The sequence below is a fragment of the Bradyrhizobium cosmicum genome (assembly GCF_032290525.1).
In the GTDB taxonomy this organism is placed as follows: Bacteria; Pseudomonadota; Alphaproteobacteria; order Rhizobiales; family Xanthobacteraceae; genus Bradyrhizobium; species Bradyrhizobium cosmicum_A.
The window spans coordinates 229,572-251,001 of record NZ_JASXTA010000002.1; the positions used below are offsets into that span (position 1 = coordinate 229,572).

Below are 21,430 nucleotides of genomic sequence, written 5' to 3' on the forward strand. Positions count from 1 at the left end.
TTTTCTTGTCCTCTCATCGCGCGGCATTCGTCGCGAGATCGGCGATCGACTTCATGACCGCGTCTCTCACGCCGGCATCATAGAGCGAATGTCCGGCTTCTTCCACGATCCGAATCTCGGAACCCGGCCAAACTTTCGCGAGCGCTCGGGATGTCTCAGGAGGGCACAACAGGTCGTAGCGGCCCTGCACGATAATGCCGGGAATGCCTTCGAGCCGGCCGGCGTTTCGCAACAGCTGGTCTTCGCTCATGAAGGAGTTGTTGACGAAGTAATGCGCCTCCATGAACGGCGTCGCCGGCAACGTGCGCCAGACGTTCAGTGATGCCAGGTCCAGCCGCGTCTTTGCGGCCTTATGCTCCGACAAGGCGCGCTCGGTGTCGTGCCAGGCCCGCGACGCCGGACCATGCACCGCCGGATCGGCATCGAGGATGCGGCGCCAATAGGCATCCACAGGATGCACGCGCTCCTCAGGCGGCAGCACGCTCAGAAAATCGTCATGGAGCGCGGGATAGAATTGCGACAGGCGCGAGGTGAAGGCCGTCTCGACTTCCGCCCGCGTGCCCAGAAACGTCGCGCGGAGCGCGATGTCGGAAACGCGCTCGGGATGCGCTTGCGCATAAGCCAGCGCCAGCGTCGCGCCCCAGGAGCCGCCGACCACCATCCAGCGCGAGATAGCGAATTTCTCGCGGATCCTCTCCATGTCCGCGATCAGGTGCGCGGTCGTATTGTGCGCGCGCGATCCCTTCGGACGGCTGCGGCCGCAGCCGCGCTGGTCGAACAGCACGGCATGGAAGCGGTCGGGATCGAACAGCCGGCGATGGTCGGGCTGGCAGCCGCTGCCGGGGCCGCCATGCAGATAGATGGCGGGAATGCCGTCGGCGCGGCCGACGCTCTCGACATAGAGCTCGTGGCCGTCGCCGACGTCGAGCATGTCGGAGGTCAGCGGCGCAAAGGGATCGGCGCGTCTGACCGCTGCGGCCGCATCGGCGTCAGGCACCATTCTCGGATTCCAAAGTGCCGCCGGCAAAATTGCGATAGAGGAAGCGGTTGGTCTCGCCCTCGGCCTCGCGCTCGGCCTGCTTGAAGATGGTCTCGTGCAGCGGCGACAGCGCGCAGGCCGGATCGGTGTTGGCGGCATCGCCCGTCAGCGCAAAGGCCTGGCAGCGGCAGCCGCCGAAATCGATCTCGCGGAATTCGCAACTCTTGCACGGCTCCTTCATCCAGCCGGTGCCGCGATAGCAGTTGAAGGCGTCCGAGTTCTGCCAGATCCAGGCGATCGAATGGTTGGAGCGCACGGATTCGAAGTCGAGCCCGGTGATGCTCTCGGCGGCGTGGCAGGGCAGCACCTTGCCGGCGGGCGAGATGTTGAAGAACTGCCGGCCCCAGCCGCCCATGCATTTCTTCGGCCGCAGCGCGTAATAGTCGGGGACGACGTAGTCGATTGTCAGCCGGCCCTTGTGCCGTTCGCGCGCCTCCTCGACGATGCGCGTACACTCCTCCAGCTGCGCCACCGACGGCATCAAGGCGGCGCGGTTCTTCAGCGCCCAGCCGTAATATTGCACATTGGCGACCTCGAGCCGGTCGGCATCGAGATCGACCGACATCTGGATGATGTCGGGGAGCTGATGCAGGTTCTGCCGGTGCATCACCGCGTTCACGGTGAGCGGCAGGTCCAGCTCGCGCGTCCACTTGGCGACCTCGAGCTTCTTGCGGTGTCCGTTTTTGTAGCCGGCGACGCGATCGGCGAGGCCTTCCTCGACGGCTTGGAAAGAGATCTGCACATGGCAGAGACCGGCGTCCGCAAGGTCGCTCAGCCGCTCGCGCGTCAGCAGCACGGCCGAGGTGATGAGGTTGGTGTAGAGGCCGACGTCGCTGGCATGCTTGACCAGCTCGACCAGGTCCTTCCGCGCCGTCGGCTCGCCGCCGGAGAAATGCACCTGGAGCACGCCGATCTCGGCGAGCTCGCTCAGCACCTTCTTCCATTCGTCGGTCGTCAGCTCCTTGCCCGAGCGGTCGAGCTCGACCGGGTTGGAGCAATAGGGACATTGCAGCGGGCAGCGATGGGTGATCTCGAGCAGCACGGCAAGCGGAATGCCGAACGTCTCCGCGGTCGAGCGGCTCTTCTCCAGCACCGCGAGGCTGTCGCTGGTGTCGGGCGGGGGATTGCCGAGCACATCGCTCATGACGTCTTCTCCCGGGCTTCGGTGAGGAAGCCCTTGTCGGCGAGATCCTGCAGCATGACGATGACGTCGGCCAGAATCGCCTCGCGCGGCGCGGCGTATTTCGCCGCCAGCTGATCCGCGACGTGGCCGACATTGCGCTCGCCGTTGCAGAGCTGCAAGACCTCGACCGCGATCTCGTCCGGCGCCAGCACCCGTTCCGGCGCCAGGATCACCCAGACTTGTCGCGTTTCGTCATATTTCAACTTGGCGTGCCGCGGCAGCACCGGGCGGCTCGCCTCGCTGACGTTGATGTTCCGCGGCCCGGCCATCGATTGTTCCTCAGCTCGCTTTGGGCACGAATGCGCCCGGCGGAATGTGGCCCTCGACATAGGCGTGCTGGAGCGCATCGAGCTGCACCCACAGCACGTTGGTCTTGAAGATCAGCGCATTGCACACCTGCGCGCGCTGCTCCGGCGTCGTGGCGTGCGCCTTGACGTAGTCGAGCGCAAAGCCGGCATCGCGCGGCGCCTGCGCCAGGCGGCGCTTGAAGTAGCTCATGATGTCGGGATTGACGAAGTCATAGTGCTCCAGCATGCCGGAGATGCGCTCCTCGTGCAGGTTCGGCGCGAACAATTCGGTGAGCGAGGAGGCGATCGCCTCCAGCGGCGACTTCTCGCGGCAATAGTGCACATAGGCTTCGACCGCAAAACGCGTCGCCGGCAAGATGCCTTCGGTGGATTCCACGTAAGCCGTGTCGAGCCCAAGGCCTTCGGTCAGTTTCAGCCAGCGCTCGATGCCGCCCTCGCTGCCGACATCGCCGTCATGGTCCTCGATGCGGTGGCGCCATTCCAGCCGCGTGGCGCGGTCGCGGAAGCGGGAGATCACCACCGCGTCCTTGATCGGGATCGTGCTCTGGTAATAGTAGCGGTTCAGCGCCCAGGCCTGCACCTGGCCCTTGTTCAGCTTGCCGCCGTGCAGCAGCTTATGGAACGGGTGCAGGCTGTGATAGCGCGTCGCCCCGATATGGCGCAGCGTCGCCTCGAGTTCATCGGCGCTGGTGAGCCTGATGTCCTTGCCGATCGAGAGCGCGGTCATTCCAGTCAGTGACGCGGCATTCACAGCACGATCTCCGTTCCGTCGGCGGGGATCTGCCAGCCCGCCGCCTCAACGACTTTGCGCTCGGGCGTATCAGGCAGCAGCGCCGGATTCGAGTTATTGATATGCAGAAAGATCTTCCTGTCGAGTGTGAGATCGGCCAGCCGCGCGATCGCGCCATCCTCGCCCGACATCGCGACATGGCCCATGCTCTTGCCGGTCTTGTGGCCGAGCCCGGCTTTGACCATCTCGTCGTCCTGCCAGACCGTGCCGTCGAAGAACACCAGCGAAGCGCCATCGATCTCGGCCTTGAGCGCATCGGTGATTTCGGCGCAGGCGGCAATGAAGTAGAAGCACTTGCCCGTGGACTTGTCGGTGATCTTCAGCCCCAGCGTATCGCCGTCGCCAGTCTCGCCGCCCGGATGCGCCTTGCCTTCGAGATACCAGGCCGATTTGCCCGGCACCGCAAAGGGCAGCACCTCTAATCCAGAGCGCGCACCATCGGGCAGCCGCGGCTCGAACGGCTCGCGGATGGACATCGGCTGGCGCTGTACATTCTTCTCGTTGAGCACGTTGAAGATGCTGTTGCTGGCAAGGATCGCCAGCACCTTCTCATGCGCATAGACCGTAAACGGCGAGCCCTCGCGCATCGACAGCAGGCCCGCCACCGCATCCACTTCGCTGTTGGTCAGGATCACGCCTGCAACAGGCGTATGGCGCAACGCGCCGGCCCTGGGATGCAGCTGCGGCGTGGCGTTCAATTGCTGGCGAAGATCGGGGGAGGCGTTGATCAGGAACCAGTGCTCGCCGTCGCCGCTGAATGCGACTGAGGCCTGTGTCCGGTGGAACTCCTGGCCGCGGCTACGTGCCGCCCGGCAGCCCTCACACCCGCAATTCCATTGCGGAACTCCGCCGCCAGCCCCGGCGCCCAGGACGACGACGCGAAGCATGTTACGTCTCCTGGAGGCAATGTCGCGAGGTGGACCTCACGCCGACACAAATCCTGTCTTCCGGACATGCATCGTGACCGAAAGATCCACCTGCGCAGAACGCAAACTCACCAACCGCTTACTTGCGGGTGGCGCTCACATACATGTTGATTTCCATGCCGCAAGGCACTTCGACGATCTTCGGGGCTTTCCAGGCCATTTCGGCTCTCCATTTCGCGAATTCGGACGTATCCGCCCATGGCTTAAACTAATGCCGGCGGAAAAGTTCGCTAGTGAAATCTTCCCGAGAAAAGCCATGTTGCGGCGCGAAAATGCTGGTGGAACATCACTTCCGGGGACGCTGCCTTGCGCATAGCGCATTCGGTCGCGAACCCTGTCCTGATAAAGCAGTTGAGAGTGCAGTGCAGCTTTCAATCCGGTACAGGCGACCCAAGCGGAATTCGGCGATGCCAAAATACTTCTTCAACACCCGTATCGGCGACGAACTGATCGTGGATCCTGACGGAGAGGATCTGCGCAACCCCGATCGCGCCTGGGAGGTCGCCCGCCAGATGATCCTGGAGGTGCTGAAATCCGAGGGGACCCAGCCGGCGCTGATGGAGGCGGTCATCGAGGTGACCGACGACGACGGCGAAATCGTGCTGGAATTCCCCTTCACCGAGGCCCTGCTGGACGTCCCGGACCAGTCCGCGACAAGGCATTAGGGTCCCCGCTCTCTCCCCGTCGCAATGACGGAGAATGAGGCACCACCCGGCAAGACACCCCCTTCGCCCCTGCGAAATCCGCATGGCTTTGCCGCGTTCCCGGCGCTAAAAGACGCCGGTCATACGGAGCAAGCCATGCAAGATCTCTGGCGCCTGTCGGCCGCCGACCTCGCCACCCTCGTCAAAACCAAAAAAGTGTCCGCCAGGGAGGCGGCAAAGGCCGGCCTCGCCCGCCTCGACGCCGTCAATCCCCAGCTCAACGCGGTGATCGACCACCGTCCGGACGACGTGCTGAAGCAGGCTGACGCCGTCGATGCCGCCATCGCCCGGGGAGAGGATCCCGGCCTGCTCGCCGGTGTGCCCGTGACCATCAAGGCCAATGTCGACCAGGAGGGCTTTGCCACCACCAACGGCCTGAAACTCCAGCGCGATTTGATCGCGCGCGAGGACAATCCGGTGGTCGCCAATTTCCGGAAATCGGGCGCCATTTTGCTCGGCCGCACCAATTGCCCGGCCTTCTCCTATCGCTGGTTCACCACCAATCTGGTCCACGGCGACACCAAGAACCCCCGCGACGCCTCGCTGACGCCGGGTGGCTCGTCCGGCGGCGCCGGCTCGGCGGTCGCGGCCGGCATCGGCCACATCGCCCACGGCACCGATATCGCGGGGTCGATCCGCTATCCCGCCTATGCCTGCGGCGTGCATGGCCTGCGTCCGACTTTGGGCCGCATCCCGGCCTTCAACCCGGCGCTGCCGGAACGCCCGATCGGGCCGCAGATCATGGCGGTGTCGGGGCCGCTGGCCCGCACGATCAACGACTTGCGGATTTCGCTCGAAGCCATGTCGGCCCGCGACATCCGCGATCCCTGGTTCGTGCCGGCGCCGCTGCAAGGCCCGTCGCGGCCCAAGCGCGCCGCGCTCTGCCTCAATCCGGACGGCCTCGCCACCACGCCGGAGGTGAAGGCCGCGGTGACCGACGCCGGCAAGCGGCTCGAGCGCGCCGGCTGGACTGTGGAGACGATCGAGAATACCCCGCCGATGCGCGAAGCGGTCGAGTGGCAGGTCAAGCTCTGGCTCGGCGACGGGTACGAGGCGCAGCTCGAGATGGCCGAGCGCGAAGGCGATCCCGGTGCGCTGGCCTGTCTGCGCGGCAACCGCGGCAGGGTTACGCCGATGGACCAGGCGAATTACGCCAAGGCGCTGACCCGAAGAGCCACGCTGACCCGCGACTGGATGCTGTTCTTCGAAAAATATGCGGTGCTGCTGACGCCGGTCTCCGGCGAACTGCCGTTCCCGGATCATCTCGACCGCAAGGACGAGGAGTCCTTCAAGCGGGTCTGGGAAGCGCAGCTGCCGCAGATCGCAACTCCCTTCATGGGATTGCCGGGTCTCGTGGTCTCCACCGGTCTCGTCGGCAAGGCGCCGGTCGGCGTGCATATCGTGTCCGGCCGCTATCGCGAGGATCTGTGTCTCCTTGCAGGCGAAGCGATCGAGGCGGGCGGCGTGCCGCCGTCGCCGATCGACCCCGTAGGTTAGCGATGTCTGCGATCTACGACTTCAAGGCCAACTCGCTCGCCGGCGACGAAGTGCCGATGAAGCGCTTCGAAGGACAGGTGCTGTTGATCGTCAACACCGCGAGCAAATGCGGCTTCACGCCGCAATATCGCGGGCTGGAGGATCTCTATCGCGATCTCTCCCCGCGCGGCTTCTCGGTGCTCGGCTTTCCCTGCAACCAGTTCGGCGCGCAGGAGCCGGGGCAAGCCGACGAGATCCAGGCGTTCTGCTCGACCAATTACGACGTCACCTTTCCCCTGTTCGAGAAGATCGACGTCAACGGCGCCCATGCGCACCCTCTGTATGAGTACCTGAAACGGCAGCAATCCGGACTGCTCGGTGCATCCATCAAATGGAATTTCACCAAATTCCTGGTGGACCGTGCCGGCAAGGTGATCGCGCGCTACGCGCCGACGGCGCGGCCCGAAGGATTGCGGCAGCAAATCGAGACCCTGTTATGAGCGAGACAATCATGAGCGACGAATTTCCCGACCGCCTGTCGGTCGATCCGAACAGTCCCTATTACAACGCGGACATCCTGGCGCGCGACGTCGGCATCCGCTTCAAGGGCATCGAGAAGACCAATGTCGAGGAGTACTGCATCAGCGAAGGCTGGGTCCGCGTCACCGCCGGCAACGCCAAGGACCGCCACGGCAACCCGCTGACCATCAAGGTGCACGGCCCGGTCGAGCCGTATTTCCGGGACAAGAAGTAACGGCGCAGCCGTCACGACAATGACGACGTGGAGGCGCCGCGCGCCCAAATGTATCACCGTCATCCTGAGGTGCTCGCCTTTTCGGCGAGCCTCGAAGGGCGACGGTCCGGCTGCACCTCGGCCGTTCACTTCTCGCGCAACGCATCCTCAAATTCCGTCGTCATGCCCCGCGCAGGCGGGGCATCCAGTACGCCGCAGCCTCTCGGCTTAAGCACTGCCGCCTCTGGAATACTGGATCGTCCGCCTTCGCGGACGATGACAGCCAGGTTGTAGCTACGACAGCCGCATGTCCAGCAGCCGCCGCCCTTCGCCCTTCAAGAGCTTCTTCACCGCGCTCGACGCCACGACCTCGCCGTCATTGGCGTAGGCCTCGTGGTTCTTCTCGATGTCGTCGAGGCGGTAGAGGTAGTTGACCATCACGCCTGCGGATTCGCGCACGCCCTTCGGCGAGAGGTCTCCTAACCAGTTGATGCGCTCGAGCCGGGCGCCGTTGCCGAGATGGAATCGGGCGACCGAGTCGATCAGCTTGCCCTTCGGCGTGCGCGCCTTCAGGAAGTAATGCGCCGCCAGCGGTTCGATCACGCCGCGGAGCAGCGTGGTGGTCTCGGGGTTCTCATACCATTTGGGATCGTCGAGGCGCTTGAGGATCTCGCGGTCCTCGTCCGACAGCGGCAGGTCCTTGTCCTGCTTGATCCATGACATGAAGCCCGGCACCGGCGACAGCGTTACGAAGGTGTCGAGTTTCGGCGTCTCGCGGCGGAGCTCCTCGACCACCTGCTTGATCAGGAAGCTGCCGAACGAGATGCCGCCAAGGCCCCGCTGGGTGTTGGAGATCGAATAGAACACGGCGGTGCGTGCGCGCTCGATCGGCAGATGCTGACGGTCGACCGCAAGCAGCGGCGCAATCGCGCCGGGGATCGTCTCGGTCAGCGCCACCTCGACGAAGATCAGCGGCTCGTCCACCATCGCGGGATGGAAGAACGCGTAGCAGCGCCGGTCGACCGGATCGATGCGGCGGCGCAGATCGTCCCAGTCGCTGATCTCGTGCACGGCTTCGTAACGGATGATCTTTTCGAGGATGTTGGCCGGGGTCGACCAGTCGATCCTGCGCAGCACGAGAAACCCCCTGTTGAACCACGAAGAGAGAAGATGCGAGACGTCGCGATCGAGCGCGGCGAGATCGGTGTGCCCGTTCATCATGCCGAGCAGATCGGCGCGCATGTTGACGAGATCGCCGGTGCCGCCCGGCGCGCGGTTGAGCCGGCGGATCAGCTCCTGCCGCCGCGGCTCGGAGGCGAAGTGCAGCGAGCTGGCATCCTCGTCGCTGGGCTGAGCGCGCCATTTTTCGATCGCCCTGGACAGCCGTTCCCGGTCGGGGCCGAAATCGCGCACCAGCGCCTCGAAGAAGGCGCGGCGTCCTGCCATATCCAGATCCTGGTAGAGATCGAGCACCTCGCGCGCCATGGCTGTGCCGGAAGCTTCGCCCCGGCCCGACAGCAGCGCACCGCAGAGCTCGATCAGCCCCTCGGCGTCTCGTTTGGTGTCAACACCGTCCCCCCGGCGCAGCAGCGTACGGCCGCGCTCGGAGATGGTGGCGAGCAGGTCGGAGAAGAAGGCGTTGGCCATCTGGGCTTTCGAATCCGGTTTGTGCGGTGCGGGAATCTTACACGGGATTTAGGCGGAAGCCGATCACAATCAAGCAGGGGAATTTTGTATCTTTAGCGGTGCTATGCGCTCCAAAGAACGCTGTCATGCCCCGGGGCATCCAGTACGTAGCGGCTTCTCGGCCCTAGCCGCTCCGTCTCGGAGTACTGGATCGCCCGGTCAAGTCGGGCGATGACAGCGAGTGTGTGGCAAACTCCGTCGGCGTCCGCCCCGTGACCTGGCGGAATGCGGCCGAGAACGCGGGCACGCTGGCATAACCGAGCTGGGTGGCGAGCTGCTTCACCGAGACATTGGCATCCGTGGACAGCCGCTGGATCGCCGCGGCGATGCGGGCCCGCTGGCACCAGCTCTTGAAGCTCAGCTGCGTCTCGGCCGAGAACAGCCGCGACAGCGTGCGTGCGGAGGTTCCGACCTCGCGCGCCAGCGTGTCGATGTCGTGCAGGCCGGTGGGGTCGTCGAGCACGATCATCGCCGCGCGCCGGCAGCGCGGCTCGTGCGGCAGCGGCACGAAGGTCGCGGAATCCTCGGCCTGGTGCAATTCCAGCATCACCAGGCGGACCAGCAGCTCGGTGCGCTCATCGGTATTGCGCGCGTCGAACAGCGCGAGGATCGCCTGGTTCAGCAGCGGCGACACCCGCACCACGAATTCCCTGGTCAGGCCCTCATAGCGCTGTTCGCGCTTCAGCCAGGACAGATCGAAATACAGCGTGCGCATCTCGATGTCGGCGAGCAGATCGATGGCATGCTGGAGCCCGGCCGGCACCCAGACCGCGCGGTCGGGCGGCACCAGCCAGCGCCCCTCGGGCGTCGTCACCTGCATCGTGCCTTTGGCCGCATAGATCAGCTGCGACTCGCGGTGCAGGTGCGGATCGATCCGCATCCCCGTGGGATAGTCGCGTGCGACCAGATGCACGCCGGTGGGCGAGCGATGGTTGCTCCGGACCTCCCGCAGGATTGGCGTTTCCAAGACAGTCATTGGCAGCATCCCATCATGCCTCCGACCTATAACCCATTTCGGAGCAGGAGAGGATTCGGAATGAACAGCCCCAGCCGGGTGATCGGTTTCGTCAACGCAGGCCATTTCATCGACCATTATGCGATGCTGATCTTCGCCGCCGCCGTGATCATCATGGGGCCGGCGCTCGGCATGGCCTATTCGGAACTCTTGCCGTACGCGACGCCGGGCTTCGTGGCCTTCGGCGCGGGCTCGCTGATCACCGGCTGGCTGGGGGATCGCTGGAGCCGCCGCCACATGATGCTGATCTTCTTCGTCGGCATCGGCCTGTCCATGATCTCGGTCGGCTTCGTGCAGACGCAGGTTCAGCTTGGCGCGGCGTTGTTCGCAATCGGCGTCTTCGCCTCGATCTACCACCCGGTCGGCACCGCCATGATCGTGTCCTATGCCGACCGGCTCGGCCGCGAGATGGGCATCAACGGCGTCTGGGGCAATCTCGGCGTCGCCTCCTCCGCGCTGGTCACCGGCGTGATCGGACAATATCTCGGCTGGCGCTTTGCCTTCATCGTCCCCGGTGTCGTCACCATCCTGATCGGCATCGCCTTCGCGATGATGGTCGTGCACGAGGACCGCAAGGGCAGCAAGCAGGCGGCGGCGCAGGCGCGCGTCGCCAAGCAGGACATGTGGCGCGTGATCCTGTCGCTGCTCATCGTCGTAATCGCGATCTCGACCACCTTCAACGCCGTCACCGTCGCGCTGCCAAAGCTGTTCGCCGAACGGCTCGCGGACCTCACCAAGAGCCCGGCGCTGCTCGGCGTCATCGCGGCCTGCGTCTACGTGTTCGGCGCGATGACGCAGTACACGATCGGCCGCCTGCTCGACCGCTATTCGCTCAAGGCGGTGGCGCTGCCGCTGTCCTTCATGCTGGCGCCGTTCCTCTATTTGGCGGCCAGCCTGAACAATCTGCCGCTGATCCTGGTCTCGATCGGCATCGTCATGGGTGCGTTCGGGCAGGTCACGGTGAATGACGCCATGGTCGGCAAGTACACCAGCGAGGAATGGCGCTCGCGCGCCTATGCCGTGCGCTATTTCATCGGCTTCACCGCCGCGGGCGCCTCGGTCGGCTTGGTGGCCTGGCTCTACGAGCAGGGCGGCTTCGTCACGATGCTGCACGCCTTCGCAGGTCTCTGCCTGCTCGCGATCGCCGCCGCGATCATCCTGCCGCGCGAGATCCGGACGCCGCAGGCGGTGTGAGGGGAGTACAATCGCTCCGATCTCGTGCCCCGGACGCAGCGCAGCGCTACTTCAGCGATGCGCTGCAGAGCCGGGGCCCATGCAGCAGCAGGTTCGGCGGCTCCTGGGTCCCGGCTCTGCGCAGCAACGCCAAGGCGTTGCAGCGCGTCCGGGACACGAGACTGACGGCGAAGCTCGCAATGAGCGCGGCATGTCACGCATGCCCCACAATGCCATTATGCCGGTGTTTTGCCCGACGGAGCAAGTCGTTTCGGCAACGCCGAAATTTCTCAAGCTTTTTCAATCCCATCTTTACTGTGCATGGGGTTGTTTTCGCGCTTTTTGTTTCGCCCCCTCAACGCCGCCGCGAGCGCAGGAACCCGTTCCACCTCCCGCAAGTTCTATTCACTGTGGCCTCGGCATCTTGCCAGGACGTTTGAAGGGGGAAAGACACCTGCATGCAGTGGCGCCTGCTCCGTCCGGTCAGCCTTGTCCCCGCGGCGCTTGTCCTCACCACCGTTGCGGCCGGCGCCGAGGCCGGCAAGTCGTCCGGCCCGTCCGAATTCCTGCTGGTGGTGCAGATCGTGCTGTTGATGGCCGTCGGGCGCGGCCTCGGCGAGATCATGCAGCGGATCGGCCAGCCGTCGGTGATCGGCGAATTGCTCGCCGGCATCATCCTCGGGCCGTCGCTGCTCGGCTGGATCTGGCCGGAAGCGCAGCACGCGATCTTCCCCAAGACGCCCGAGCAGAAGGCGATGATCGACGGCATCGCCCAGTTCGGCATCCTGCTGCTGTTGTTGCTCACCGGCATGGAGACCGATCTCCTGGTGTTCCAGCTCATCCGCTGGGCCAACGACAATCTGGTCAGCGCGGCGGCGGTCATCACGGTCATTCTGCTGCTGATGTCCGTCATGGCGCTGATCACGCATCTGATCGGTGTCCACACCGTGCTCGGCGCCTTCGTCGCCGGCATCCTCGTCGGCGAGTCCCCGATCCTGACGAGGCAGATCGACGAGCGCCTGCGCGGATTGATCTCGAGCTTTTTCATGCCGGTGTTCTTCGGCCTCGCGGGTCTCAGCGCCGACCTGTCGGTGCTCCGTGACCCCGATCTGCTGATGCTCACCGGCTTGCTGGTCGTGATCGCCAGCGTCGGCAAGTTCGGCGGCGCCTTTGTCGGCGGCACGCTGGGCCGGCTGAATTATCGAGAGTCGCTGGCGCTCGCGAGCGGGATGAACGCGCGCGGCTCGACCGAGGTCATCATCGCCACCATCGGCCTCTCGATCGGCGTGCTCAGCCAGAACCTGTTCACGATGATCGTGACCATGGCGATCGTGACCACGATGGCGATGCCCCCGATGCTGCGCGCGGCCCTGGCGAAGCTACCGATGAACAACGAGGAGAGGGAGCGGCTGGAGCGGGAAGAATTCGAGAAGCGCGGCTTCGTCGCCAACCTCGAGCGTCCCCTGCTGGCCGTCGACGAAAGCGTCAACGCCACCTTCGCAGCCCATATCGCCGGCTTGATCGCCGGCACGCGCGGCCTGCCGATCACCGTGCTGCATATCGGCAAGCGCGCCGCGGAGCAGGAGAAGGTCCGCGACGAGGAGGAGAGCCACGAAGCCGTTGTGAAGAAGGCCGCCGAAACCGTCTCCGCCGATGGCGATGGCGATACCGGCAACGTCGATGTCCTCACCCGTGCCAGGCGCGCGGAGCTCGGCGAGACCATCGCCGAGGAGGCGCGCAAGGGCTTTGACCTCCTCGTCGTCGGCATCGACAAGGTCGCCGCCGCCAAGGATCGCTTTGATCGGAAGATCGAGCACATCGCCGCAAAATTCGAAGGCCCACTGGCCATCGTCGCCGCCAAAGGCAAGCATCTGAAGCAGCCGATGCCGGACGCGCTCAATATCCTCGTGCCTGTCTCCGGCAGCGGGGTGTCCAAGCGCGGTGCCGAGGTCGCGGTCGCGCTCGCGCAAGCCGGATCAGGCTCGCTGCGGGTGATCTATGTCGCGACGACGCGCGACAAGGGCGCGCAGCGCGGGGTGTCCCACGGTCTGAGCCAGGAGGCAGGCATCCTGAAGGACGCCAGCGACCTCGCCGCCCGCTACGAGGTCGACATCACCACGACGCTGCGCGTGAACCGGGCGCCGGAGGCAGCGATCCTGCGGGAGATCGACACCACCGATGCCGATCTCGTCGTCATGGGCGTCGATCGCATCCAGGCCGACCATCTCTCCTTCGGCGGCGTCGCCGACGCGGTGCTCAGGCAATCGAAGGTCTCGGTGCTGCTGGTATCGAGCGGCGAGGCGCGCCGGGCGCCGGCGGAGAAGGCCTAAGACTTCAGCTCCGGCACTGGTTGCGCCTTCGGCACCTTCTTCGACGCACGCCAGTTCTCGAAGCGCTGCACCACCACGAAGAAGGCGGGCACGAACAGCACCGCAAGGCAGGTCGAGGCCAGCATGCCCGAGAACACGGTGATGCCGATCGACTTGCGCGCGCTGGCGCCGGCGCCGGTCGCGATCACCAGCGGCACCACGCCGAGGATGAAGGCGAACGAGGTCATCAGGATCGGGCGGAAGCGGGCGCGCGCCGCCTCGATCGCACTTTCCAGCACCGGCTTGCCGTCGCGGCCGTGCAGCTCGAGCCCGACCTCGACGATCAGGATCGCGTTCTTGGCCGACAGCGCGATCAGCAGGATCAGGCCGATCTGGCAATAGAGGTTGTTATCGATCTTCAAGGCATTGAGGATCAGCATGGGCCCGATCAGCGACAGCGGCACCGCGAGGATCACCGAGATCGGCGCGTACCAGCTCTCGTACTGGCCGGCGAGCACGAGATAGACCAGCAGCATGGCAAGGCCGAACACCCAGTAGATCTGGTTGGAGACCGCCTTCTCCTGATACGACATCGCGGTCCATTCGTAGCCGGTGCCCGGCGGCAGCGTCTTGTCCGCAATCTCCTCCATCAGCTTCAGCGATTGGCCGGAGGAGTAGCCCTGCGCCGGCAGGCCGATCACGGTCGAGGAGGGATAGAGATTGTAGAGGCTGATCAGCGACGGGCCGGTGGCCGGCGTGATGGTGGCGACGGTGCCGATCGGGATCATGTCGCCGTTCGAATTGCGCACCATCATGTTGGCGATGTCACGTTCGGTGATGCGGAACGCCGGATCGGCCTGGGTGTAGACCTGGAACACGCGGCCGAACTTGTTGAACTGATTGACGTAGGACGAGCCGAGATAGGTCGACAGCGCCGAGAACACCTGATCGGTGGTGACGTGCAGGGTCTGGGTCTTGACGCGGTCGATCTCGACGTTGAATTGCGGCACCGACGAGCGGAACGAGGACTGCACGCGCTGCAGCGCGCTCTGGCTCTGCCCGTTGAAAACCATCGCGCCGGTGATCGCCTGGAGCTTTGCGAAATCGCTGTTGCCGTCGCGCAGCTCGACCTGCATCGAGAAGCCGGCTGCGTTGCCGATGCCTTGAATGGGCGGCGGCGGCAGCACCAGGGTGCGCGCTTCCATGATGGTCGCGAGCTTGTCGTTCAGGCCGTACACCAGCGAGCGCAAATCTTCGCCAGGTCCTTTGCGCGCCTCCCAGTCCTTCAGGATGATGTAGGCGACGCCGGCATTGGCAAGGCTCGCGCTGTTGTCGAGCGCGGAGATGCCGGCGATGGTGATGACCTGCTGGACGCCAGGCGTGTCCTTGATGAGCTCGCTCGCTTGGTCGAGCACCTTCTGGGTACGTTCCAGCGAAGCACCGTCGGGAAGCTGCACGGCGGCGATCAGGTAGCCCTGGTCCTCGATCGGCAGGAAGCCCGTCGGCACCCGCGACAGGCCATAGCCGCCGACCCCGATCAGCACCAGTGCGAACGCGACCGAGATCGTGCTGTTCCTGCACAGCACGCCAATCAGCCGCGTGTAGCCCCGCTCGACGCGGTCATAGACGGCGTTGAAGCCGCGGTAGAAGAAATTGCGCTGCTCGGGCGGCACCGTCGGCCGCAGCCAGAGCGCGCATTGCGTCGGCTTCAACGTTGCAGCGTTGATTGCGGACAGCAGCGCGGTCGCCGCGATCACCAGCGCGAATTGCGAATAGATGCGCCCGGTGAGGCCCGCGAGGAACGAAGCCGGCAGGAACACCGAGATCAGCACCAGCGTGATGCCGACGATCGGGGCAAACAGCTGGTCCATCGCCTTGATCGCGGCGTCGTGGCCGTTCATGCCCTGCTCGATGTTGTGGGCTGCGCCCTCGACCACGACGATGGCGTCGTCGACCACGATGCCGATCGCGAGCACGATGGCAAACAGCGTCGACATGTTGATGGTGAAGCCGAGCGCCGCCATCGCCGCGAACGCGCCGATGATGGTGACAGGCACGGTCGTCGCCGGCACCAGCATCGCGCGCCAGTCCTGCAAGAACACCAGAATCACGACCAGCACGAGCAGGCCGGCCTCGATCAGGGTCATGTAGACCTCGTGCACCGAGGCCTGTACGAACTTGGTGGTGTCGAACGGCGTGTCGTACCTCATCCCCTGCGGGAAGGCCTTGGCGAGCTCGGCCATCTTCTTCTCGACGGCCTGCTCGACCTGGAGCGCGTTGGCGCCGGGCGACTGGAACACGCCGATGCCGACGGCGGGCTGCTTGTTCAGCGAGAAGATCTGGCTGTAGGTCTGCGCGCCGAGTTCGACCCAGCCGACGTCGCGCACCCGCGTGACATCGCCGCTGGTGCCTGATTTGACGATGATGTTCTCGAACTGGGTGGTGTCGTCGAGCCGGCCGTTGACGTTGAGCGTGTACTGGAACGCCTGGCCCGGCGGCGTCGGCGGCGCGCCGACCTGGCCGGCGGAGACCTGCTGGCTCTGCTGCTGGATCGCCTGGATCACGTCCTGGGGCACGAGGCCACGGACTTGCAGCTTGTTCGGATCGAGCCACACCCGCATCGAGTACTGGCCCGCGCCGAACACCGTGACGTTGCCGACGCCGGGCAGGCGGGAGAGCTCGTCGCGGATGTTGATGGTGGCGTAGTTGCTCAAATAGAGGCTGTCATACGTCGAGTCGGGCGAGGTCAGCGTCACGAACAGCAGGATCGAGGTCGACCGCTTCTGCACGGTGACGCCCTGGTTCTGCACGGCCTGCGGCAATTGCGACAGTGCGCTGGAGACGCGGTTCTGCACCAGCACCTGCGCGAAGTTGAGGTCGGTGCCGATCTTGAAGGTCACGGTCAGCGTATAGGTGCCGTCGGAGCCGCTGTAGGACTGCATGTAGAGCATGTCCTCGACGCCGTTGACCTGCTGCTCGATCGGCAGCGCCACGGTGTCGATCACGGTCTTGGCGCTGGCGCCGGGGTAGCGCGTTGTGACCTGCACCGTCGGCGGCACCACGTCGGGATATTGCGCGATCGCGAGGTTGAACAGCGCGACGCCGCCGATCAGAATCATCAGGAGCGCAATGACGTTCGAGAGGACCGGCCGCTCGATGAAGAACTTTGAGATCATGGCCGGCGCTCCTATTTGGCAGACGCCTGCGGCTGCTCGATCTTCGTCACCTGCGGGTCGATCTTCTGGCCCGGGATCACCCGCAGCAGCCCCGCGATCACGACGCGGTCGTCCGGCTTGAGGCCGCTTTCGATCACGCGCAGGCCATTGTCCACAGGCCCGATCTGCACCTTGCGCTGCTCGACCGTGCTGTCCTTGCCGACGACCAGCAGGTAACGGCCGCCCTGGTCGCTGCCGAGCGCGGCGTCGGGAACGAGAAGGGCGGATTTCTCCTGGTCGAAAGGCACGCGGACGCGGACGAAATAGCCGGGCAGCAGCACGCGCTTGTCGTTCGGTACGAGGCCGCGCACGGCGAGCGTGCCGGTCGACTGGTTGAGGGTCGGCGCGACATAGTCGAGATGACCTTCATGTGGATAGCCGGTCTCGGTCTGGAGGCCGACTTGAATCGGGAATTGCTTGAGGTTGCTGGGTGTGAGGCCGCGCCGGGCCGCCTCGGCGCGGATGCGCAAGACATCCTGCTCGTTGACGGTGAAGTTCACGTAGATCGGGTCCATCGCCACGATGGTCGCGAGCTGGGTTGGCGACGAGACGCCGACGAGCTCGCCGATCGAGACCATGTGCGCGCTGATGATGCCGTCGAACGGCGCAGTCACCTTGGTGTAGCCGTAGTTCACCTCGGCGAGGCGGGTGTTGGCCTGAGCCTGCTGGAGATTGGCCTGGGCATTGTCGCGGTTCGAAGTGGAGGTGTCGAGCGTGGCCTGCGACACGGCCTGGCGCTGCACCAGCTCGGCCTGCCGCTTGAAGTCGGCTTCCGCCTGCCGGAGCGAGGCCTGCGCGCCGACTTCGGCCGCCTGCGCCTGCTCGAGCTTGAGCTTGTAGGTTTCGGGCTCGATCGTGAACAGCTGGGTGCCCTGCTTGACGAAGCTGCCGTCCTGGTAATCGATCGATTGCAGAAAGCCCTGCACGCGCGCGACCAGGTCGACGCTCTTGATCGGCGCGGTATTGCCGGTGGCCTCGACATAGCGGGTGACCGGACGCTGCACTGGCGTTGCCACGTCTACCTTGGGCGGCGGCGGCGCCACGAACGTGTTCTTGTCCTCGCAACCGGCCAGTGCAACCACGGTGATCGCTGCGACCAGCGTCCGTCCGATATGCCTCCCAGCGCCACGATGTTGCGTAGGTCGGGTGGAATTCGCTGAGGTCATTCGGTGGCCCCCGGTGATTGTCTGTCGGTGCGGCAGGCTAGCAACAAATGTTCGGCCGTGGAACACCATAGCCATGGCAGTCACCGGCCTTGCACTGCAAACCGCGCTGTGCCTGTAAAGGGTTTGTCATGACAAAGCGCTTTTCACCGCCCGCACGATCGACCAGAATTGTGTTAAAGGCCGCGCGACAGAGGTGACGTGGCAGAGAACGAGAGAAGAAGAAAAGGTGAGGAGAACATGACATGTCAACGTCCCTCCAATCGGCCCTTGCCGGCCTCGTTCTCGCAGCGGCGGTCGCGATGCCAACGCTAGCCGATGGCCTGAAGGACGAGATCGCGCCGACCGGCAAGCTGCGGGTCGCGATCGCGATCAGCCCGGCGGGCGGCGCGTTCTGGTCGACCAAAACGCAAGACGGCTATGCCGGCGTTCCCGTCGATCTCGGCAGGGAGATGGCGGCGCAACTCGGCATGCCCGTCGAATATGTCGTGCACCAGAATTCCGGGCAGATCACCGACGCCGCGTCGAAAGGCACGCTTGAAAAAGGTGCTTGGGACGTCACCTGGCTGCCTAGGGATCCCGAGCGCGAGACGAGGATGATGTTCGGCCCGATCTACGAGGTCGCGGATGCCACCTACATCGTCAAGCCCGGATCAAACGTAACCAATTTCGCCACGCTCGATCAGGCCGGCATCAAGGTCGCGGCCGTCAACGCTACCACCACCATGCGCGGCGCCATCGCGCATCTGAAGAACGCCGAGGTCACGGGCTATCAGACCTATGACGAGATCTTTGGTCTTCTGAGGAGCGGCCAGATCGACGCCTTCGCGCTGTCGCGCGATCAGCTCAACAAGATGGCGCAGAAGATTCCGGGCGCGAGGGTGCTGGACGAGACGTTCAAGAAGACGGTGACGGCGGTGGCCGTGCCGCCCGGCCACAGCCAGGCGCTGGCGTTCGTCACAAAATTCATGACGGATGCGACGACCAACGGCACGCTGCGCAAGGCCTATGACAACAACGGCCTGAAGGACGCGCCGATCCGGACGGAGTAGTCCGTCGGAGCGATGGGTCTAGACGCCGGTCGCAATTGCCCGTTGCGCATGCCAGGCCGCAAGCACGTTCCGCTCTTCATCGGCCGTAAGCCCGACGACCGGACCGTTGCTGGCGTTAAGCCAGTGCAGCGTGTCGCGCGCGGTGTCAGCTGGTGGTCGCGAGATCAGTCCGGCCTCGCGTGCCGGTGAGGTGTCGCGCGTCATAAAGCCGGCGAAGTCGGGCAGGGGCAGCCACAGCGGCAGTGACCGCGGACCAGCCCAGCGCCGCACGTCGTGTGCCTCGAGGAAGGCGCGACCGATCCAGGTGAACGTGCAGGACGCGTTCAGCGCTGCTGCGCATTCGGCCAGCAACTCACCGCGCGTGCGTATCGGTCCAATCCCGTCATAGATGCCGGTGAGGCGAAGCTCTGCGGCATGCACAATCCATTGCGCGAGGTCGCGCACGTCGATGAGCTGGACGGCATCATCAGGCGATCCCGGCGCCAGCACCTCGCCGCCGCGCGCAAGCCGTGCCGGCCAATAGGCGAAGCGCCCGGTCGGGTCCTGCGGCCCGGCGATGAGGCCGGCGCGGCAGATGAAGGACTCGTCGCCGACCGCCTGTTCGCAGGCGACCTTGGCCGCGCCATAAATGGCGTCGGTGCTGTGCTCGATCTCTGCCGCGACAGGCTCGCGCAACAGTGCGGTGTCGGCGCGTTGCCCCGGGATGCGATTGTCCGCATACACGCTGATGGTCGAGACGAAGGTCCAATGCACATTTGGCCGCTTCAGCGCGGCGACGGCGCGGCGGACTTGGGCGGGATGACGCGAGACGTCGACGATTGCATCGAATGTCTCGCCGGACAGCGGCGCAAGTCCGCCCTCGACGTCGCGATCGATCCGGATTAGGCGCGCGCCCGCCGCGATCGGCCCCGCAAGGCCGCGGGCGGCGCAGGTCACGTCATGCCCGGCAGCGCAGGCATGGGCTGCGACCGCCCGCCCCAGAAACTGACTGCCGCCGAGAACGAGAATGCGCATGAAACGGACCACGTCCCCGATGAGATCCCGGAGACTACTCTGTCCGGTAGCGGTTGCAACCGATCCTCAGCGTGCCTTGATCTCCGCATACTTCGCCATCGCGCGTTCGAACTTACGGTTGAACAGCCACATCGCGGCGAGGATCTCGCGGTAGCTCGCCGAGGTGCGCGCCCGGTCGGCCTGTCCGAACGCGAAGATGCTGTTGTTGCGCAGGTGCTTCATGATGGTGGGGCTGGACACCCTGTAGTTCAGGAGATCGCCCGATTTGAGCGCGGACCGCGTCGGTGTGGGAACGATCTGGATCAGCTCGAACAGCTTCATCTGGTTGATCGGATCGGGCAGCGTCTTCACGATTCCCGGGATCTCCCGGAAGATATCTGCGTGCGCGTTCATCAGGCCGTTGCGCACGTTGGTCCAGTGGTTGAAGCGGTGATCGGTGCCGCGGGCGCGCGCCTCTTCCTTCTCGTCGCGCGCGCTCAGCTCGGGATCGAGAGCCGCGATCTGGCCCTTGATGTCCTCCCATTTCCTGCGGCCGTTGCGGTCTTCGGAGGGGCCGGTCTGGAAGCTGCCCATATAGGTGTTCGAGCGCCCGTTGCGGACATTCTGCTTGCCGTTGGTCTCGGCGAAGAACAGCCCGAGGCTGATCCGCCCCGCAGCCTCGGCGTGGTCAGGCGCAAGCCCCTTGGCGCGCGCAATCGCGGCCGCGAGATCGACGACGTCCTTGAACGGCGTCCGCGAGTCCTGCGCGCCCGCCGGCGGCGCCTCCATGATGTCGAACAGTTTCGAATATTCATCGATCAGCGGCTCGATATCGGCATCGAAATAGGCAGGTGGTATCTCGAACTTGTTGGGCCGCCCGATCCGCGATGGCATCGCGTCGGTGAGATCCTTGTAAGCACTGATGACGGCGACGCGGGCAAGATAAAGCGCCTGGCCCGGCAGGTTCGGCAGCGGCTGCTTTGCCTCGATCTGCTTGCGCCGTTCGGCGAGAACAGCCTTGAAGTCGCCGAGCGCGCGCTCATAGGCCGCAAGCGCCTCCGATTGCTTCGCGTTATGCGTTTGCGCCCGGCTCACCGCGGGCGTCACGAGCAACAACCCAAGCGCGGCTATGGCCGCAATGATGTGACGTCGTGCAGGCATGGCCGGCTCTCCCAGCGATTCGTCAGCCGGGAGATGGTAGCCTAGTCGTTGGCCTCGGGCGGCAGGAAGTCGACCTCGTGCAGCGCCGAGATGCGCACGACCTCGGCGGGGTCGGTCAGATTGTGGAGCTGGTCGAACAGCGCCTCCAGCTTCTGCATCGGCGAGACCCAGAACAGCGCGCGGGCCGGCTTGTCGGATTTGTTGAAATAGCCGTGCGGAATGCCGCGCGGCAGCCGCACGAGGTCGCCGGCATGGGCCTTCACCCACTTGCCGTCGAGCTTGAGGTCGAGCGTGCCCTCCTGCACCAGGATGAATTCGTCCTGGGTCGGATGGACGTGCACCGGCACGAACTGGCCGGGATCGCTGTTGGTCTCGAACGCGAAGGTGGAGTCGGTGACCGCCTTGGGGAAATAGACCTGGCCCAAAATGTTCCAGGACTTGCCGCCATAGCCCGTGCCGTTCGCGGTGATGCCTTTTTCGAGTGCAGTCATGGCTCGCCTCCGA

Annotated in this window: 20 protein-coding genes; 7 read left to right on the forward strand and 13 right to left on the reverse strand. The window is 64.9% G+C overall.

Annotated elements, in window-relative coordinates:
• Positions 1-13 precede the first annotated feature (13 nt).
• From pip to pqqA, 6 genes are all read right to left on the reverse strand, one after another.
• On the reverse strand, positions 14-1,000 hold the full coding sequence (pip, locus tag QSV46_RS04810) for a prolyl aminopeptidase (protein WP_314947218.1): 987 nt from the start codon (positions 998-1,000) through the stop codon (positions 14-16).
• A complete protein-coding gene (pqqE, locus tag QSV46_RS04815) occupies positions 990-2,183 on the reverse strand; it encodes a pyrroloquinoline quinone biosynthesis protein PqqE (RefSeq protein WP_314947220.1) in 1,194 nt (397 codons plus the stop codon). The genes pip and pqqE overlap by 11 nt, the downstream gene beginning before the upstream one ends.
• Positions 2,180-2,491 (reverse strand): pyrroloquinoline quinone biosynthesis peptide chaperone PqqD, encoded by a 312-nt coding sequence (gene pqqD, locus QSV46_RS04820; protein WP_314947223.1) that lies wholly within the window; start codon positions 2,489-2,491, stop codon positions 2,180-2,182. The genes pqqE and pqqD overlap by 4 nt, the downstream gene beginning before the upstream one ends.
• A gap of 10 nt (positions 2,492-2,501) precedes the next feature.
• Positions 2,502-3,281: a pyrroloquinoline-quinone synthase PqqC gene (pqqC, locus tag QSV46_RS04825; RefSeq protein WP_314947225.1), complete on the reverse strand. Its 780-nt coding sequence runs from the start codon at positions 3,279-3,281 to the stop codon at positions 2,502-2,504.
• Positions 3,278-4,207 (reverse strand): pyrroloquinoline quinone biosynthesis protein PqqB, encoded by a 930-nt coding sequence (gene pqqB / locus QSV46_RS04830; RefSeq protein WP_314947227.1) that lies wholly within the window; start codon positions 4,205-4,207, stop codon positions 3,278-3,280. Before pqqB ends, pqqC begins: the two co-directional genes overlap by 4 nt.
• Before the next feature lie 118 nt (positions 4,208-4,325).
• Positions 4,326-4,406: a pyrroloquinoline quinone precursor peptide PqqA gene (gene pqqA, locus QSV46_RS04835; protein WP_007595659.1), complete on the reverse strand. Its 81-nt coding sequence runs from the start codon at positions 4,404-4,406 to the stop codon at positions 4,326-4,328.
• A 247-nt stretch (positions 4,407-4,653) separates the two neighbouring features.
• Here pqqA and QSV46_RS04840 point away from each other — a divergent pair, with 247 nt between their 5' ends.
• From QSV46_RS04840 to QSV46_RS04855, 4 genes are all read left to right on the forward strand, one after another.
• Positions 4,654-4,911 (forward strand): DUF6894 family protein, encoded by a 258-nt coding sequence (locus tag QSV46_RS04840; protein ID WP_129268170.1) that lies wholly within the window; start codon positions 4,654-4,656, stop codon positions 4,909-4,911.
• A gap of 135 nt (positions 4,912-5,046) precedes the next feature.
• Positions 5,047-6,447 carry an amidase family protein gene (locus tag QSV46_RS04845; protein ID WP_314947235.1) on the forward strand — a complete coding sequence of 467 codons (1,401 nt, stop codon included), beginning with the start codon at positions 5,047-5,049 and terminating at the stop codon, positions 6,445-6,447.
• A gap of 2 nt (positions 6,448-6,449) precedes the next feature.
• Positions 6,450-6,926: a glutathione peroxidase gene (locus QSV46_RS04850; protein WP_314947238.1), complete on the forward strand. Its 477-nt coding sequence runs from the start codon at positions 6,450-6,452 to the stop codon at positions 6,924-6,926.
• On the forward strand, positions 6,923-7,180 hold the full coding sequence (locus QSV46_RS04855; protein ID WP_011089470.1) for a DUF3297 family protein: 258 nt from the start codon (positions 6,923-6,925) through the stop codon (positions 7,178-7,180). Before QSV46_RS04850 ends, QSV46_RS04855 begins: the two co-directional genes overlap by 4 nt.
• Positions 7,181-7,453: 273 nt before the next feature.
• Here QSV46_RS04855 and QSV46_RS04860 read toward each other — a convergent pair whose 3' ends face one another.
• Positions 7,454-8,806 carry a malonyl-CoA decarboxylase gene (locus tag QSV46_RS04860; protein ID WP_314947260.1) on the reverse strand — a complete coding sequence of 451 codons (1,353 nt, stop codon included), beginning with the start codon at positions 8,804-8,806 and terminating at the stop codon, positions 7,454-7,456.
• 163 nt (positions 8,807-8,969) lie between these two features.
• On the reverse strand, positions 8,970-9,821 hold the full coding sequence (locus QSV46_RS04865; RefSeq protein WP_314947263.1) for a helix-turn-helix transcriptional regulator: 852 nt from the start codon (positions 9,819-9,821) through the stop codon (positions 8,970-8,972).
• Between the two features lie 60 nt (positions 9,822-9,881).
• Here QSV46_RS04865 and QSV46_RS04870 point away from each other — a divergent pair, with 60 nt between their 5' ends.
• Both QSV46_RS04870 and QSV46_RS04875 read left to right on the forward strand, forming a co-directional pair.
• Positions 9,882-11,054, forward strand: coding sequence for an MFS transporter (locus QSV46_RS04870; protein WP_314947266.1), 1,173 nt, complete (start codon positions 9,882-9,884; stop codon positions 11,052-11,054).
• A 437-nt stretch (positions 11,055-11,491) separates the two neighbouring features.
• Entirely contained in the window at positions 11,492-13,363 is a 1,872-nt protein-coding gene (locus tag QSV46_RS04875; protein ID WP_314947270.1) for a cation:proton antiporter, read from the forward strand.
• On the opposite strand, the gene QSV46_RS04880 is transcribed toward QSV46_RS04875, so the two are convergent.
• Both QSV46_RS04880 and QSV46_RS04885 read right to left on the reverse strand, forming a co-directional pair.
• Positions 13,360-16,518 (reverse strand): multidrug efflux RND transporter permease subunit, encoded by a 3,159-nt coding sequence (locus QSV46_RS04880; RefSeq protein ID WP_314947273.1) that lies wholly within the window; start codon positions 16,516-16,518, stop codon positions 13,360-13,362. The genes QSV46_RS04875 and QSV46_RS04880 overlap by 4 nt on opposite strands.
• Before the next feature lie 11 nt (positions 16,519-16,529).
• Positions 16,530-17,723, reverse strand: a complete 1,194-nt coding sequence (locus QSV46_RS04885) for an efflux RND transporter periplasmic adaptor subunit (RefSeq protein ID WP_314947276.1) — start codon at positions 17,721-17,723, stop codon at positions 16,530-16,532.
• Between the two features lie 242 nt (positions 17,724-17,965).
• Here QSV46_RS04885 and QSV46_RS04890 point away from each other — a divergent pair, with 242 nt between their 5' ends.
• Positions 17,966-18,772 (forward strand): transporter substrate-binding domain-containing protein, encoded by an 807-nt coding sequence (locus QSV46_RS04890; RefSeq protein ID WP_314947278.1) that lies wholly within the window; start codon positions 17,966-17,968, stop codon positions 18,770-18,772.
• Positions 18,773-18,790: 18 nt separating this feature from the next.
• Here the strand turns inward: QSV46_RS04890 and QSV46_RS04895 are convergent, their stop codons facing one another.
• The 3 genes from QSV46_RS04895 to QSV46_RS04905 form a co-directional block, all read right to left on the reverse strand.
• On the reverse strand, positions 18,791-19,786 hold the full coding sequence (locus QSV46_RS04895) for an NAD-dependent epimerase/dehydratase family protein (RefSeq protein ID WP_314947280.1): 996 nt from the start codon (positions 19,784-19,786) through the stop codon (positions 18,791-18,793).
• 66 nt (positions 19,787-19,852) lie between these two features.
• Entirely contained in the window at positions 19,853-20,926 is a 1,074-nt protein-coding gene (locus QSV46_RS04900) for a hypothetical protein (protein WP_314947282.1), read from the reverse strand.
• A gap of 41 nt (positions 20,927-20,967) precedes the next feature.
• Positions 20,968-21,417, reverse strand: a complete 450-nt coding sequence (locus QSV46_RS04905) for a cupin domain-containing protein (protein WP_314947284.1) — start codon at positions 21,415-21,417, stop codon at positions 20,968-20,970.
• Between the last annotated feature and the right edge of the window lie 13 nt (positions 21,418-21,430).

What these genes read in the sequence shown, in the direction of transcription:
- pip (WP_314947218.1), bottom strand. Translation starts at nt 1,000, where the DNA reads ATGGTGCCTGACGCCGATGCGGCCGCAGCGGTCAGACGCGCCGATCCC.
- pqqE (WP_314947220.1), bottom strand. Translation starts at nt 2,183, where the DNA reads ATGAGCGATGTGCTCGGCAATCCCCCGCCCGACACCAGCGACAGCCTC.
- pqqD (WP_314947223.1), bottom strand. Translation starts at nt 2,491, where the DNA reads ATGGCCGGGCCGCGGAACATCAACGTCAGCGAGGCGAGCCGCCCGGTG.
- pqqB (WP_314947227.1), bottom strand. Translation starts at nt 4,207, where the DNA reads ATGCTTCGCGTCGTCGTCCTGGGCGCCGGGGCTGGCGGCGGAGTTCCG.
- pqqA (WP_007595659.1), bottom strand. Translation starts at nt 4,406, where the DNA reads ATGGCCTGGAAAGCCCCGAAGATCGTCGAAGTGCCTTGCGGCATGGAA.
- QSV46_RS04840 (WP_129268170.1), top strand. Translation starts at nt 4,654, where the DNA reads ATGCCAAAATACTTCTTCAACACCCGTATCGGCGACGAACTGATCGTG.
- QSV46_RS04845 (WP_314947235.1), top strand. Translation starts at nt 5,047, where the DNA reads ATGCAAGATCTCTGGCGCCTGTCGGCCGCCGACCTCGCCACCCTCGTC.
- QSV46_RS04850 (WP_314947238.1), top strand. Translation starts at nt 6,450, where the DNA reads ATGTCTGCGATCTACGACTTCAAGGCCAACTCGCTCGCCGGCGACGAA.
- QSV46_RS04855 (WP_011089470.1), top strand. Translation starts at nt 6,923, where the DNA reads ATGAGCGAGACAATCATGAGCGACGAATTTCCCGACCGCCTGTCGGTC.
- QSV46_RS04860 (WP_314947260.1), bottom strand. Translation starts at nt 8,806, where the DNA reads ATGGCCAACGCCTTCTTCTCCGACCTGCTCGCCACCATCTCCGAGCGC.
- QSV46_RS04865 (WP_314947263.1), bottom strand. Translation starts at nt 9,821, where the DNA reads ATGACTGTCTTGGAAACGCCAATCCTGCGGGAGGTCCGGAGCAACCAT.
- QSV46_RS04870 (WP_314947266.1), top strand. Translation starts at nt 9,882, where the DNA reads ATGAACAGCCCCAGCCGGGTGATCGGTTTCGTCAACGCAGGCCATTTC.
- QSV46_RS04875 (WP_314947270.1), top strand. Translation starts at nt 11,492, where the DNA reads ATGCAGTGGCGCCTGCTCCGTCCGGTCAGCCTTGTCCCCGCGGCGCTT.
- QSV46_RS04880 (WP_314947273.1), bottom strand. Translation starts at nt 16,518, where the DNA reads ATGATCTCAAAGTTCTTCATCGAGCGGCCGGTCCTCTCGAACGTCATT.
- QSV46_RS04885 (WP_314947276.1), bottom strand. Translation starts at nt 17,723, where the DNA reads ATGACCTCAGCGAATTCCACCCGACCTACGCAACATCGTGGCGCTGGG.
- QSV46_RS04890 (WP_314947278.1), top strand. Translation starts at nt 17,966, where the DNA reads ATGTCAACGTCCCTCCAATCGGCCCTTGCCGGCCTCGTTCTCGCAGCG.
- QSV46_RS04895 (WP_314947280.1), bottom strand. Translation starts at nt 19,786, where the DNA reads ATGCGCATTCTCGTTCTCGGCGGCAGTCAGTTTCTGGGGCGGGCGGTC.
- QSV46_RS04900 (WP_314947282.1), bottom strand. Translation starts at nt 20,926, where the DNA reads ATGCCTGCACGACGTCACATCATTGCGGCCATAGCCGCGCTTGGGTTG.
- QSV46_RS04905 (WP_314947284.1), bottom strand. Translation starts at nt 21,417, where the DNA reads ATGACTGCACTCGAAAAAGGCATCACCGCGAACGGCACGGGCTATGGC.